The organism is Streptomyces sp. NPDC039423 (genome assembly GCF_055598725.1).
Window position 1 is genome coordinate 181706 of record NZ_JBVKAH010000005.1, and the last position, 12844, is coordinate 194549.

Genomic DNA, 12844 nt, shown 5'->3' on the forward strand with positions numbered 1-12844 from the left:
GCTGGACCAGAGGGAGTACGGCCATGGCCGACGCTGTCTACACGCACGGGCACCACGAGTCGGTGCTGCGCTCGCACCGCTGGCGGACGGCCGCCAACTCCGCGGCGTACCTGGTCGGCGAGTTGCGGCCCGGGCTCGACGTCCTGGACGTGGGCTGCGGCCCCGGCACCATCACGGCGGACCTGGCCGCGCTGGTCGCTCCGGGCGGCCGCGTGACGGCGGTCGACGCGGCCGGTGACGTCCTGGAGCAGGCCCGCGCCACCGTCCGCGAACGGGGCCTGGACAACGTCCGCTTCGCGGTCGCCGACGTCCACGCGCTGGACTTCCCGGACGACTCCTTCGACGTCGTCCACGCCCACCAGGTCCTCCAGCACGTGACCGACCCCGTACGGGCGCTGCGCGAGATGCGGCGGGTGTGCCGCCCCGGTGGCGTCGTGGCCGCCCGCGACAGCGATTACGCGGCGTTCGCGTGGTACCCGGAGGTACCGGTGCTGGACGACTGGCGGCGGCTGTACCGGCGGGTGGCGCGCGCCAACGGCGGCGAACCGGACGCGGGCCGCCGGCTGCTGTCCTGGGCGAGGCGGGCCGGGTTCACGGACGTCACCGCCTCCGGCTCCACCTGGTGTTACGCCACCCCCGAGGAGCGCGCGTGGTGGAGCGGGCTGTGGGCGGACCGCACGACCGCCTCGGTGTACGCGCGGCTCGCGGTCGACGGCGGACACGCCACGGAGCGGGACCTCGCCGCGATCGCCGAGGGCTGGCGGGAGTGGGGCCGGCGCGAGGACGGCTGGTTCCTGGTCCCGCACGGCGAGGTGCTGTGCCGGGTGTGACGCGGCGGGGCGCGGGCCCGGAGCTCCGGGGACGGCGGCGGCAGGGCGCGGGCCCGGAGCTCCGGGGACGGCCGAACCGATCTCACTCCCCCGCGCCGTCAACTACCCTCCCCCGTATGGAGATCCTCGGCACCACGCTGCGTGTCTGCGTCGACGACCTGGAGACCTCGGTGGTCTTCTACGAACGGCTCACCGGCAGCCGCGCGCTCCGTTTCGAGCGCGGCGGCGTGTCCGTGGCGGCCATCGGCTGCTTCCTGCTGATGAGCGGCCCCGAGAGCGAGCTGGAGATCCTCCGCAAGGTGGCGGCGACGATCGCCGTCGAGGACGTGGACGCCGCGCACGCCACGCTCACCGAGGCGGGCGCGAAGGTGCTCGCGGGCCCCGTGCCGACGCCCGTGGGGCGCAACCTGATCGCGGTGCACCCCGACGGATCCGTCTTCGAGTACGTCGACCAGCGCCGCTGACACCGTGCCCGCAGGACACCGAGCACCAGTCCGATATGCTTAGTTAGACGGTTTATAACGCCTTTGTCTGTTATGGCAGCAGGTGAGTATCGACGATGCCTTCGGAACGACAGAACGACGGACCACGGCGCGCGCCCCGCGGTGGCGGGGACGACCGCCCGCGACGCCTGTCGGCGCCGAAGGCCATGCGCTCCGCCTCCCAGCAGTTGCAAGAGCTGCTGGGCAGGCCGCCGGAGTCGATTTCCGCGCTCCGGCCCACCGATGACGGGTGGGAGGCCGAGGTGGAAGTGCTCGAACTCGAGCGGATCCCCGAGACGACCAGTGTGCTGGCCAGCTACCGGGTGACGCTCGACGCGGAGGGTGAGCTCATGGCGTACGAACGGATCCGGCGCTACACGCGCGGGCAGATCGACCGGCGCGCCTGAGCATCGGATCCGGACCGCGCAGAGGCGGTCCGTGAGAGGAGGCACCATGACGGTGGTGCCGCAAGGAGGCGGAGGCCCCGTCGCCCGTGGCGGAGGCGGCGGCGGGTCCTCGTCATCGTTGTACGACGTGCTGGAACTGATTCTCGATCGCGGGCTGGTCATCGACGTCTTCGTCCGCGTCTCCCTGGTGGGCATCGAGATCCTGAAGGTCGACGCCCGCATCGTGGTGGCCAGTGTGGACACCTATCTGCGTTTCGCCGAGGCGTGCAACCGACTCGACCTCGAAAGCGGGCGCAAGGCCCCGACGCAGTTGCCCGAGCTGGTGGGCGAGATGACGGAGGGCGGGGCCCGGGGCAAGAGCAAGGGAGCGCTCACGGGGGCGGTGGAGGCCTTCTCCGATTCGTTCCGGAAGGGACGCGACGACGAGTCCGAGGAAGAGCCAGAACCGGTAGAGGAGCGGGAGAGGTCACGGCCGCGCCGTCCTCCCCGGCGCCGGGAAGAGTGAGTCATGGCGGTCTACGTCTATGCGATCACAGCGGCGAGCCACCCCCTGGGGCTGGACGGGGTCACGGGCGTCGGTGAGCCGGCCGAGGAGCTGCGCGTCGTGACGGAGGGCGACCTTGCCGCCGTCGTCAGTGACGCCCCCGACGGTCTGCGCGCCAAACGCCGCGACGTCCTCGCGCACCAGACCGTCCTCCAGGAGCTGCTGGGCCAGGCCGGTGTGCTCCCCCTGCGCTTCGGCGCCCTGGCACCCGACGACGACGCGGTGCGTGACGCCCTGAAGGAACGGGCCGACAACTACCGTGAGCGGCTCGCGGCCCTGGACGGCTGTGCGGAGTTCCACCTGAAGGCGTCCTGCGACGAGGACCTCCTGCTGCGGCAGGTGCTGCGGGAGTCCGAGGAGGCCCGGCGCCTGAACGAGGAGATCCGCAGCGGGCAGGGCGGTCAGGACCTGAAGATCTCCCTCGGCGAGCTGATCGCGACCGAGGTCACGGCCCGGCGCGCGGCCCTGGCGTCCGCCGTCACCGACGCGCTGCTCCCGCTGGCCCGGGAGATCCGGGAGTCGGAGGCCGCCGGCGACGACTTCATCAGCACGTCGTTCCTCGTGGAGCGGGCCCGTGAGAGCGCCTTCCTGGAACGGCAGGCGGACCTCACCGCGGAGTACGGCGAGGACTTCGACTTCCGGCTGCACGGACCGCTCCCGCCGTACAGCTTCGTCTAGGGGGTGCGCGGACATGGGCCTCATCACCCAGTTGATCACCCTGCCCCTCGCCCCCGTCCGGGGTGTCGGGTGGGTCGTGCAGAGAGTCACCGAAGCGGCGGAGGAGGAGTACTACGACGCCCGGCCGGTCGTGCGGGCGCTCGCGGATCTGGAGCAGGAACTGATGTCCGGAGAGATCGACCAGGAGACCTTCGACCGGCGCGAGGACGAGCTACTGGACCGGCTCGAGGAGATCCAGAGCTTCTGGGACGGCCGCCAACCATGACGGCGCAGAAATGACGGGCGAGGAGGACTCCCCACGATGAATCACGCGACGACCGGTGCGGCACTGCTCAGCGGCTATGTGCTGGGCCGGACCAAGAAGGGCAAGCTCGCCATCAGCGTGGCGACCTGGATGCTCAGGAAGAAGATCAATCCCAAGGAGATCGCGTCGGCGGTCACCGGGTCACCGGCCATGGACGCCCTCAGTGAGCGGGTACGCAACGAGCTCCTCACCGCCGGCAAGGAGGCCGCGGCCACGGCCGTCGCCGCCCGCGCGGACAAGCTCGCCGACACCCTGCACTCGCGGACGACCGGGCTCCGGCAGACCCTCCCCGACGTTCCCGGTGCTCCGGGCGGCGAGGACGGGGACGGCGAGGGCGAGGGGGCCGAGGAAGCCGAGGAGAAGCCGTCCCGCAAGGGCCGCAAGGCCAAGAAGCAGCAGGAGGACGAAGGCGCCGAGGACCGGGACGAGGAGACGGACGAGGAGACGGACGAAGAGACGGACGAGGACAAGGACACGGCGGAGGACACGGACGGCGACCGGGGCGGCGGGGACGGCGACGAACCGGCCGCGGAGAAGCCGGCCGGCAAGGCGAGGAAGCCCAAGGGCGAGTCCGGCCGGGCAGGCCGCGCGCCCGCCCGCAAGGGAGGCGGAGCGGCCCGCGAGAAGAAGGGCGACACGTCCACGTCACGGCGTGAGGGGCGTGGCACCGGCACGGCGAGGAGGTCCGGGTCATGACCGACACCACCAAGGGCACGGGCGCGGTGGCCGGTGTGGGTGACCGGCTCAAGGACGAGCTGCGCCAGTACGTGGAGGCCCGGGCCGAGCGGGCGGTCAGCACCATCGGCGAACGCCTGGGAGAGGCCACCAAGCAGCTCGGCGAAGGCGGCGGGTCCCTGGGCAACGTCATGGGCACGCTCGCCAAGGGCGGTGAGGCACTCGGGCAGGGCAAGTCGCCCGGCGGCGCCGCCAGGTCGATGGCCATGCACCAGGTGACCGGGGGCATCAAGGACAAGATGAAAGGCCTGGTCGGCAAGATCACCGGTAAGGGAGGCAAGGGCGGCAAGGGTGAGACGCGGGGCAAGAGCGTCGTCATCATCGAGGACGTGGACGTGGGTGTCCCCGTACGCCAGGCGTACGACCAGTGGACGCAGTTCCAGGAGTTCTCCCGCTTCGCCAAGGGTGTGGTGAACGTCGAGAAGTCCGACGAGACGACCTCCTCCTGGCAGACGAAGGTCGCCAAGTCCAACCGGAGCTGGAAGGCGCAGACCGTCGAGCAGCTTCCGGACGAGCGCATCGTCTGGAGCTCCGAGGGCCCCAAGGGCACCACCAAGGGTGTGGTGACCTTTCACCCCCTGGGCGACAACCTCACCAAGGTGCTGCTGGTCCTGGAGTACTTCCCCAAGGGCCTGTTCGAGAAGACCGGCAACATCTGGCGCGCGCAAGGCAGGCGGGCCCGGCTGGACCTGAAGCTCTTCCGGAAGTTCGTCACGATGAAGGGCGAGCCCGCCGAGGGCTGGCGCGGTGAGATCCGCGACGGCGAAGTGGTGCGCGAGCACGACGACGCGGTGAAGGAGGAGGAGGAACAGAAGGCCAAGGAGGACCAGGAGGGCCAGGAGGACCAGGAGGGCCAGGAGAGCGACGAGGACGAGGGCGGGCCCGAGGACGAGGAGGGCTCGGAGGACTCGTACGACGAGGAGGAGGACGAGGAGGAACCCGAGGACGAGGACGAGGAGGACGAGGACCGCGCCCCCGCGAAGGGCGGCCGCGGCAGGCAGGCCGACCGCTACGAGGACGACGACGAGGGCTACGAGCGGGACGCGGACGACGCGGAGGACTGGGACGAGGAGGACGACGAGGCCCGGGACGACGAGGAAGGCTGGGACGACGAGGAGGAAGACGCCGCCGAGGAGCAACGCCCAAGCCGCCGGGCCGGAACCCGGGGCTGACCGACGCCGAATCGAGGTCGACCCGCCGTGACCGAACCCGTCTCCAGCAACCCCGGCTCGTTCCCGTCCCGGGCGGCGCCCGCGTACGGCCAGGGCTCGTCGGCGAACCTCGCCGACATCCTTGAGCGCGTGCTCGACAAGGGCATCGTCATCGCGGGTGACATCCAGATCAACCTCCTCGACATCGAACTGCTGACCATCAAGCTGCGGCTGCTGGTGGCGTCGGTGGACAAGGCGAAGGAGATGGGCATCGACTGGTGGGAGCACGACCCGTCGTTGTCCTCCCGCGCGGACGACCGGCCCAGCCTCGCCGAGGAGAACCGGCGCCTGCGCGAGGAGGTCGAGACCCTGCGCCGCGACGGTACGCGGGCGCTCGACCGGGCCGAGCCCACCCGCGAGGCGGCCGAGGGCCGGCGCCGTCCCTCGTCCCGCTCCGGCCCCACCCGGCGGCGGCCCCCCGAGGACGACCGATGAGCGGGAGCGTCAGCTACCTGTACGGGGTCGCGGAGACGGCCCCCGCGCTGCACGAGGCGGTGAGCGGCCTCCGGGGCGTCGCCGGGGCGCCGGTGCGCGTGGTGGCCGACGGGGAGGTGGCCGCGTTGGTGAGCAGCGTGCCCGCCGCGGACTTCGAGGAAGGGCCGCTGGCCGCTCACCTGGAGGACCTGGACTGGCTGGAGGCCGTCGCCCGGGCCCACCACGGGGTCGTCGACGCCGTGGCGGCCCGGTCCACCGTGCTGCCGCTGCGGCTGGCCACCATCTACCGGGACGACGAGCGCGTGCGGGCCATGCTCCTGGCGGGCCGGGCCGCGTTCCGCTCCCGCCTCGCGCGGCTGAGCGGGCACGTCGAGTGGGGCGTCAAGGTCTACGCGGAGCCCTCCGCGGCGGCGGAGGCGCGGGCGGACGGAACCCCCGGTGACGCGGGGGCGGCCGCGCCGGAGCTGACCCCGGGGCGGGCCTACCTCCGCGGCCGGAGGCATGAGCGCACGGCCAGGGACGAGGCGCACCGGGCGGCCGCCGAGGCGGCGCTGCGCATCCAGGAGGCGGCCCGCGCCCATTCCGTGGAGCACGTGCGGCACCGGGTCCAGCAGGGCCCGCTGGTACGGGGTACCGGCGAGAACGTCAGCAATGACGCGTTCCTGGTCCCCTCCTCGGGGTCCGAGGCCTTCCTGGCGGCCGTCCGGGAGGCGGAGGCGGCCGGCGGCGCACTGGTGCGGGCCCAGATCACGGGCCCCTGGGCGCCCTACTCGTTCGCCGCCGACGCGGTCCCGGACGCCGCCGACGCGGTCCCGGACCAGGAGGCGGTTCCGGCACCGGGCCAGGAGGGGGCTCCCGCACCGGGCCAGGAGGGGGCGAGGCCGGGATGACGCGTCCAGCACCGCCCCCGGAGCCGGGCTCCGCCGAGCTGCCGCAGCGGCAGGTGGCCCTGATCGACCTGCTGGACCGGCTGCTGACCGGTGGGGTCGTCCTCACGGGCGACGTCGTCCTGTCGATCGCCGACATCGATCTCGTACGGATCTCCCTGCGGGCACTGATCGTGTCCATCAGCGCCGAGAATCCCGCCCCCTGGGGGAACTCCGGCACGGCATCCGCACCCGGTCGTCATGGCGCCTGACCGGGACCGCTACGAGGAGGTCGCCGACGCGGCGGCCCGGGCGTTCCGGCTCCTCCCGGCCGCCCCGGGCGAGCTGCCCCGGCCGGGCGGCTCTCCCGCGTCCCGCCCGGCGCGGCGGATCAACGCCGACCCGGACACCGTGGAGCGGGACCTGATGAAGCTGGTGCTGACGCTGGTGGAACTGCTGCGGCAGCTCATGGAGCGGCAGGCCCTGCACCGGGCCGACGCCGGGGACCTCACCGAGGAGGAGGAAGAGCGGCTCGGCTCGACCCTGATGGTGCTGCACGACCGGATGACCGGGTTGTGCGCGCGGTACGGACTCACCATGGCGGACCTCAACCTGGACCTCGGCCCGCTGGGCACACTGCTCCCACCCGACGAAGCACCCTGATCGTACAAACCTCCAATATCCCAATTCTTCCCGCTTCGCCCCCTTTCCAGGCGGGTAGAGCTTGTCATGAGGCGGGTTCCGCACCCGGCGCACCGGCCGCTGCGGGCGACCGCCCAGGAGGTGACGCACATGGCCATGAGCAAGAAGGCCAAGAACGTTGCGCGGACCGCCAAGGGCAAGGCGAAGGAAGCCACCGGAAGGGCGTCCGGCAACGAGAGCCTGGAGGCGAAGGGGCGGGCCGAACAGATCAAGGGCGACGCCAAGCAGACGGTGCAGAAGGGCAAGGACACGCTCAAGCACTGACCCGCCGCGTCAGACCGGCCGGGCGATCACCTCTCCGGAGGTGATCGCCCACCGTTCGTGGTCGCGCCAGTCGCCGTCGACGAGGAGGAACGCCGGGGAGTAACCCTCGCGACGGAAGCCGGCGCGGCGCACGAGCGCCAGGGACGCCTCGTTGCCCGGCTGGATGTTGGCCTCCAGCCGGTGCAGGCCGAGCGGGCCGAAGGCGTGGCGGACGACGAGACCGAGGCCCTCGCCCATCAGACCGCGTCCCGCCGCGTGGGCGAAGGCGCCGTAGCCCAGGGTGCCGTTGAGGAAGCCTCCGCGAACGATGTTGTTGATGTTGATGAACCCGGCGATCGCGCCGCCCGCTCCGCGCTCGCAGACCAGGAACGGCTCGGTGGCCGGGCTTTCGATGCGGGGGCGGGCGTAGGCGTCGTACGCCTCGGCGGTCTCGGGAAGGAAGAGCCACGGCCGGTGCAGGTCCCTGCTCTCCCGCGCCCGTGCGGTGAACTCCTCGGCGTCCTCGGGGGTGAAGTGCCGGATGCCGACGCGCGGCCCCTCGGCGAGGTACGGGACGTGGGAATCGTTCGCGCGCATCCGCTCAGGCTAGGGCCTGTCTTTCGGATCAGGCCGGAGCAGGGAGCGGGGTCTGGTGCGTGCGGATGCAAGGCGGAGGAGAGAGCCACTGCGGAGCATTGGCGACCGACGACAACGCGGCAGACGCGCGTGCCAGGGCACGCGAGCCCGGCAAGATCCGGAAGACAGGCCCTAAGTCGTGGGGTTCGGGGCGCCCGGTGGGACGTGGGGGCTCACGGCGCCCTCCTGGGGCACCTGCTCCCCCCGGTCCCGCGCGTTCTCGCGGTCGCGAGTGTCCGGCCGGTCCCGTACGTCCCGCCGGTCCCACGCGTCTTCCCGGTCGCGCGTCTCCTCCCGGTCGCGCGTGTCCTTCGGGCCCCGGGAGTCCTTGGGTCCCGGCGAGCCCTCCGGACCGAGTGCCTCCCTCGGCCCTCCGGATCGTCCGGCGTTCCGGGTGGCCTCGGGGCGGCGGGGGCACTTCTCCCCCTTCTTCATCACGTCCACCGAGAAGGTGCGGCCGCCGAGGTCCGTGCCGGGGGCGGGGTGCTGGGAGCAGACCTTCCAGTTCGACGGCCACAGCACCGTGCGGCCGTACCCGCTGGCGTCGTACACCTCCACCTTGGTGCGGTGGTCCAGCGTGGTGAAGACGGTCATGAGTCCCTTGCCGGTGAAGTCCGGCACGGGCCGGCGGGCGGCCGCGCCGGCCGTGTCGCCCGCCGCCGTGCCGCCCATGGCCGTCAGGGCGAGGACCAGCCCGATCGCCGGTCCCGCCGTCACCGTGGCCACACGCTTCACTTCTGCCTCCTGGGGGTGGAAAACGCCGCCGCCCCCGGCGACCAGGATGGGGGGGGTTCCTGGCCACCGGGGGCGGTGAGGCGGTCCGTACGGGTGAGGCTCCCCCGTCCGGCGGCACGCTCGGCGTGCTCGGCGTGCTCGGCGGGTCCGCGTGCTCGGCGGGTCCGCGTGCTCAGTGGTGGGCGACGACCGGCTGCGGCTCGTCGGTGGCGACCTCGGCCGGGTCGGGCCGCTGGATGAGCAGGGCCGTCACGACGCCGATGCCGAGCAGCGCGAGCGCGGCGTACATCGCGTGCTGGTAACCGGCCTCGGTGACGCCCCCGGCGTCACTGCCCGCGGTGATCATGGCGGAGGCGAGGGCGATGCCGAGCGAGGCGCCGATGCCGAAGCAGGCTCCGTTGAGGCCGGAGAGGGAGCCCGGCTTGTCCTTGGGGGCAGTGGTGACGGCGAGGCCGTTGAGGCCGGTGAGCATGAAGCCGCCGTAGGTGACGCCGAGCGCCGCGAGGGCGGCGACGAGGATCCACTCGTTGTGCAGGAACAGCGTGGCGAAGACGAAGATCGCGAAGTTGGCGACGGCTCCGGTCACCACGACCGTGCGCCAGCCGACCTTCGGGCCGATGCGGCCGGTGAGGGGCGCGGAGATCACACCGATGAGCTGGATCGGGGTGAGGAAGAGGACCGCGGCGGTGACGGCGCTGAGGCCGAGGCCCACCCGGGCGTCCTGGGAGAACAGCGGGATGGTCAGCGCGATGGCGCCGAAGGCGCCGCCGAGGGTGCAGACCGTGGTGAGCAGCAGCGGCCAGGCGCGGCGGGAGGCGAGGACGTCGAGGTCGATGACCGGGTTGGGGGCGCTCTTCTGCGAGACGACGAAGAAGACGAGGGAGGCGAGGCCGCCGAGCAGGAAGAGCAGCGTCAGGGCGGAGGTCCAGCCCCAGGCGCCGCCCTGGGCCAGGCCGACGAGGACACCGGTGAGGCCGAGGGCGAGGGCGGCGATGCCCCGGGAGTCGAAGCGGGCGCCGGCGTCGGTGGTGGGCGGCACGTCGGGGACGTACCGGCGCACGCCGATGAGGCCGGCCACCGCGATCAGGGTGGAGCACACGAAGATGCCGCGGAAACCGATGGTGTCGGCGATCTGACCGCCCGCGATGGCGTCGACACCGGCGAGGCCGCCGTTGACGGCGGTGATGATGCCGGCCGCCTTGCCGAAGCCGGCCGGCGTGAGGAGCTGGTTCAGGGTGAGGAAGGCGAGGGTGAACATCGCGGCCGAGATGCCCTGGAGGATGCGGCCCGCGATGAAGACCTCGATGCTGGGCGCGAAGACGCACAGCAGGTTGCCCGCGATCAGCACGACGGCGCAGACGAGCATCATCGGCTTGCGGCCCCGCTGGTCGCTGAGGCGGGCGAGGGTGACCTGGCCGATGGCGGCCATCAGGAAGAACAGGGTCTGCGACAGACCGGCGGCGGCGGTGGTCGTGCCCAGGCGCTCGATGACGTCCGGCAGGGCGGGGCTGAGCATGGTCGCGTTGATCTGGTAGCCGAGGACGGCCAGCACCATCGCCAGCAGCATGGGGCCGCGGCCCGCGAGATCGGATCCGGCTCCGGAACGTGTCCGGCCGAGCGAAATGGACATGTCGGCCCCTTTGCCTTGGATGTCATGCCGTGTTCGTGGACAACGGGCCCTTGCTTGTCAGACAAGTGCCGCTGAGACAGATTGGAATCTACGCGCGTAAACGTCAATACCTTCCCGCCAACTTTTCCGTTGCGGCTGGATCTGTGCAGCTCAGCGCGGCTGAATCGAGACCTCGGCACCGTTGCCCGGCCCTCCGAGGTGGGCAACACTTGCCGACAAGTGAGCGGACGGAGGGGCAGTGGTGGTCAGCAGCGCACAGCAGCGGAGACCGGTGGTGGTGCTGTACGAGCGGATCGTGGACGCCATCCACGCCGGCACCTACCCGCCCGGGTCGACCCTCCCCTCCGAGCCCCGGCTCGCCACCGAACTGGGCGTGAGCCGCCCGGCGCTGCGCGAGGCCCTGCTGCTGCTCCAGGAGGACGGCCTGCTGTCGGTGCGCCGGGGCGTCGGCCGGACCGTCGCCGACCGCCCGCCGCGCCGCGGGTTCGAGCACATCCAGCCGCTGGAGGAGCTGATCGGCGCGGGTGTCCCGGTCCGCGTGCGCGCCCTGCTGCGGACGGTCGAGGAGCCGACCGACTTCACCGCCCAGCACCTGCTCGCGGCCTCCCGCGCCCGGCTGCGGTTCTGGGAGTCGCTGCTGGCGGCGGACGGCACGGCGGCGGCGCTCAGTCAGGAGTGGGCCGCCGCGGAGGACGTTCTGGAGGCCGCCCACCCGGCGTTCGCGCGGGCGCTGAACGCGGTCGCGGACCGGCCGGAGGCGGCCCGTACGTCGATGCTCGCCGTCCTGGCCGGGGCCTCGCGCGGGGTGCCGCTGAGCGCGCACAGCGGCGTGACCGCCACGCTGGTGGGGCAGCGGCGCGGCGAGCAGCTCGGCCGGCCGGCCGACACCCCGGCCGTGCTGGTCACCCAGGTCGTCCGGGCCGGGGACACCCCCGTCCTGGCGGCCAAGCACATGCTGCCGACGGGCGCCGCGGCCCTGCCGGTCCTCCAGTCCAACTAGGTCGTGTTTCGAAAGTGGCGCCGTCCGCCCGGAGGGCGGGGCCGGGGGCGTCCGGTGCGCGGCGCCGGGCCTGCGTGCGGGAGGCCCGTCCGGCGGGGATCACCGCCGGCAGCGGCCCTCCGGAAGGGCTGTCGTCTGCGTCACGGCGCCGCCCCACGGCGTGGCGTACACTCCCGCAGCATGCACTTGTCTGACAACGTCCCCGCCGACGCTCCCGCCACCGCCGACTGGATCCGCCGCGCCCCGAAGGCGGTCCTCCACGACCACCTGGACGGCGGTCTGCGTCCCGCCACGATCATCGAGCTGGCCCGTGAGTGCGGCTACACCGGACTGCCGACCGAGGAGCCGGCCGCCCTCGGTGAGTGGTTCCGCGACGCCGCCGACTCGGGTTCGCTGGAGCGCTACCTGGAGACGTTCGCCCACACCTGTGCGGTGATGCAGACCCGCGAGGCGCTGTTCCGCGTCGCGGCCGAGTGCGCCGAGGACCTGGCGGCGGACGGGGTCGTCTACGCCGAGGTGCGGTACGCCCCGGAGCAGCACCTGGCGGCGGGCCTCACCCTCGACGAGGTCGTCGAGGCCGTCAACGACGGCTTCCGGGAGGGCGAGCGCCGTGCGGGCGGCCGGATCACGGTCGGCACGCTGCTGACGGGCATGCGCCACACGGACCGCTCACTGGAGATAGCCGAGCTGACCGTCGCCCACCGCGAGCGCGGCGTGGCCGGGTTCGACATCGCGGGCGGCGAGATCGGCAACCCGCCCTCCCGTCACCTGCCGGCCTTCCAGCACCTCAAGCGGCACAACTGCCACTTCACCATCCACGCGGGTGAGGCGGTCGGCGCGGAGTCGATCCACGAGGCCGTGCAGGTGTGCGGTGCCGAGCGGATCGGCCACGGCGTGCGGATCACCGATGACATCCAGGTGCACGAGGACGGGACGGCCACGCTCGGCCACCTGGCCGCGTACGTGCGCGACAACCGGATCGCGCTGGAGGTCTGCCCGACCTCCAACCTCCAGACGGGCGCCGCGAAGGACTACGCGACGCACCCGATCGACCAGCTTCGCCGCCTCGGCTTCCGCATCACCCTCAACACCGACAACCGCCTGGTGTCCGGCACGACCATGAGCCGGGAGTTCCAGCACATGGTGGACGCGTTCGGCTACGGCCCCGAGGTCTTCGAGGAGTTCACCGTGGCCGCCGTCGAGGCCGCGTTCCTGCCGCTGCCGGAGCGCCGCCGGATCATCGACGAGGTCATCCGCCCGGGCTACGCGGCGCTCTAGGTCCGGACACTCCCTAGCCGCACGGCGCCCCGGGGCCGCACGGCGCGGTCGGCCACCGGGGCGACGACGGGAGGCGTCTCCGCGGCCGCGGAGGCGCCTTTCGTCGTCGCGCCGGTACGGCCCCCGGG

At 72.6% G+C, this 12844-nt stretch carries 18 protein-coding genes; 15 read left to right on the forward strand and 3 right to left on the reverse strand.

The genetic code is table 11. The annotated features are described in order from the left end of the window. Positions 1–23: 23 nt before the first annotated feature. The 13 genes from ACZ7LK_RS18110 (at position 24) to ACZ7LK_RS18170 (ending at position 7458) form a co-directional block, all read left to right on the forward strand. A complete protein-coding gene (locus ACZ7LK_RS18110) occupies positions 24–830 on the forward strand; it encodes a methyltransferase domain-containing protein (protein ID WP_469461583.1) in 807 nt (268 codons plus the stop codon). A gap of 116 nt (positions 831–946) precedes the next feature. Continuing rightward, positions 947–1294, forward strand: a complete 348-nt coding sequence (locus tag ACZ7LK_RS18115; protein WP_392274023.1) for a VOC family protein — start codon at positions 947–949, stop codon at positions 1292–1294. Positions 1295–1389: 95 nt separating this feature from the next. Next, on the forward strand, positions 1390–1719 hold the full coding sequence (locus ACZ7LK_RS18120) for a gas vesicle protein GvpO (RefSeq protein ID WP_392274024.1): 330 nt from the start codon (positions 1390–1392) through the stop codon (positions 1717–1719). A 46-nt stretch (positions 1720–1765) separates the two neighbouring features. Further along, positions 1766–2224 (forward strand): gas vesicle structural protein GvpA, encoded by a 459-nt coding sequence (locus ACZ7LK_RS18125; protein WP_392274025.1) that lies wholly within the window; start codon positions 1766–1768, stop codon positions 2222–2224. A 3-nt stretch (positions 2225–2227) separates the two neighbouring features. Further along, positions 2228–2941, forward strand: a complete 714-nt coding sequence (locus ACZ7LK_RS18130; RefSeq protein ID WP_469461580.1) for a GvpL/GvpF family gas vesicle protein — start codon at positions 2228–2230, stop codon at positions 2939–2941. A gap of 13 nt (positions 2942–2954) precedes the next feature. Then, positions 2955–3206 carry a gas vesicle protein GvpG gene (locus ACZ7LK_RS18135; protein WP_392274027.1) on the forward strand — a complete coding sequence of 84 codons (252 nt, stop codon included), beginning with the start codon at positions 2955–2957 and terminating at the stop codon, positions 3204–3206. A 36-nt stretch (positions 3207–3242) separates the two neighbouring features. Next, positions 3243–3941 (forward strand): hypothetical protein, encoded by a 699-nt coding sequence (locus ACZ7LK_RS18140; protein WP_471141809.1) that lies wholly within the window; start codon positions 3243–3245, stop codon positions 3939–3941. Continuing rightward, on the forward strand, positions 3938–5152 hold the full coding sequence (locus tag ACZ7LK_RS18145) for an SRPBCC family protein (protein ID WP_469461576.1): 1215 nt from the start codon (positions 3938–3940) through the stop codon (positions 5150–5152). The genes ACZ7LK_RS18140 and ACZ7LK_RS18145 overlap by 4 nt, the downstream gene beginning before the upstream one ends. Positions 5153–5179: 27 nt before the next feature. Continuing rightward, entirely contained in the window at positions 5180–5626 is a 447-nt protein-coding gene (gene gvpJ, locus ACZ7LK_RS18150; RefSeq protein ID WP_392274030.1) for a gas vesicle protein GvpJ, read from the forward strand. Further along, positions 5623–6516 (forward strand): GvpL/GvpF family gas vesicle protein, encoded by an 894-nt coding sequence (locus tag ACZ7LK_RS18155; protein WP_392274031.1) that lies wholly within the window; start codon positions 5623–5625, stop codon positions 6514–6516. The genes gvpJ and ACZ7LK_RS18155 overlap by 4 nt, the downstream gene beginning before the upstream one ends. Next, positions 6513–6764 carry a gas vesicle protein gene (locus ACZ7LK_RS18160; protein WP_392274032.1) on the forward strand — a complete coding sequence of 84 codons (252 nt, stop codon included), beginning with the start codon at positions 6513–6515 and terminating at the stop codon, positions 6762–6764. The genes ACZ7LK_RS18155 and ACZ7LK_RS18160 overlap by 4 nt, the downstream gene beginning before the upstream one ends. Then, a complete protein-coding gene (locus tag ACZ7LK_RS18165) occupies positions 6754–7155 on the forward strand; it encodes a gas vesicle protein K (RefSeq protein WP_392274033.1) in 402 nt (133 codons plus the stop codon). Before ACZ7LK_RS18160 ends, ACZ7LK_RS18165 begins: the two co-directional genes overlap by 11 nt. A gap of 129 nt (positions 7156–7284) precedes the next feature. Then, on the forward strand, positions 7285–7458 hold the full coding sequence (locus ACZ7LK_RS18170) for a CsbD family protein (RefSeq protein ID WP_392274371.1): 174 nt from the start codon (positions 7285–7287) through the stop codon (positions 7456–7458). A 9-nt stretch (positions 7459–7467) separates the two neighbouring features. Here ACZ7LK_RS18170 and ACZ7LK_RS18175 read toward each other — a convergent pair whose 3' ends face one another. From ACZ7LK_RS18175 to ACZ7LK_RS18185, 3 genes are all read right to left on the reverse strand, one after another. Next, positions 7468–8034: a GNAT family N-acetyltransferase gene (locus ACZ7LK_RS18175; protein ID WP_471141814.1), complete on the reverse strand. Its 567-nt coding sequence runs from the start codon at positions 8032–8034 to the stop codon at positions 7468–7470. 171 nt (positions 8035–8205) lie between these two features. Continuing rightward, on the reverse strand, positions 8206–8808 hold the full coding sequence (locus ACZ7LK_RS18180) for a hypothetical protein (RefSeq protein WP_471141816.1): 603 nt from the start codon (positions 8806–8808) through the stop codon (positions 8206–8208). A 172-nt stretch (positions 8809–8980) separates the two neighbouring features. Then, positions 8981–10438: an MFS transporter gene (locus ACZ7LK_RS18185; RefSeq protein WP_392274036.1), complete on the reverse strand. Its 1458-nt coding sequence runs from the start codon at positions 10436–10438 to the stop codon at positions 8981–8983. 241 nt (positions 10439–10679) lie between these two features. Here ACZ7LK_RS18185 and ACZ7LK_RS18190 point away from each other — a divergent pair, with 241 nt between their 5' ends. Together ACZ7LK_RS18190 and ACZ7LK_RS18195 are read left to right on the forward strand one after the other, a co-directional pair. Beyond that, positions 10680–11438, forward strand: coding sequence for a GntR family transcriptional regulator (locus tag ACZ7LK_RS18190; RefSeq protein WP_471141819.1), 759 nt, complete (start codon positions 10680–10682; stop codon positions 11436–11438). 180 nt (positions 11439–11618) lie between these two features. After that, the gene (locus ACZ7LK_RS18195) at positions 11619–12716 is read left to right on the forward strand and encodes an adenosine deaminase (protein ID WP_392274038.1); all 1098 of its coding nucleotides are present in this window, start codon (positions 11619–11621) and stop codon (positions 12714–12716) included. The last annotated feature ends 128 nt before the right edge of the window (positions 12717–12844 follow it).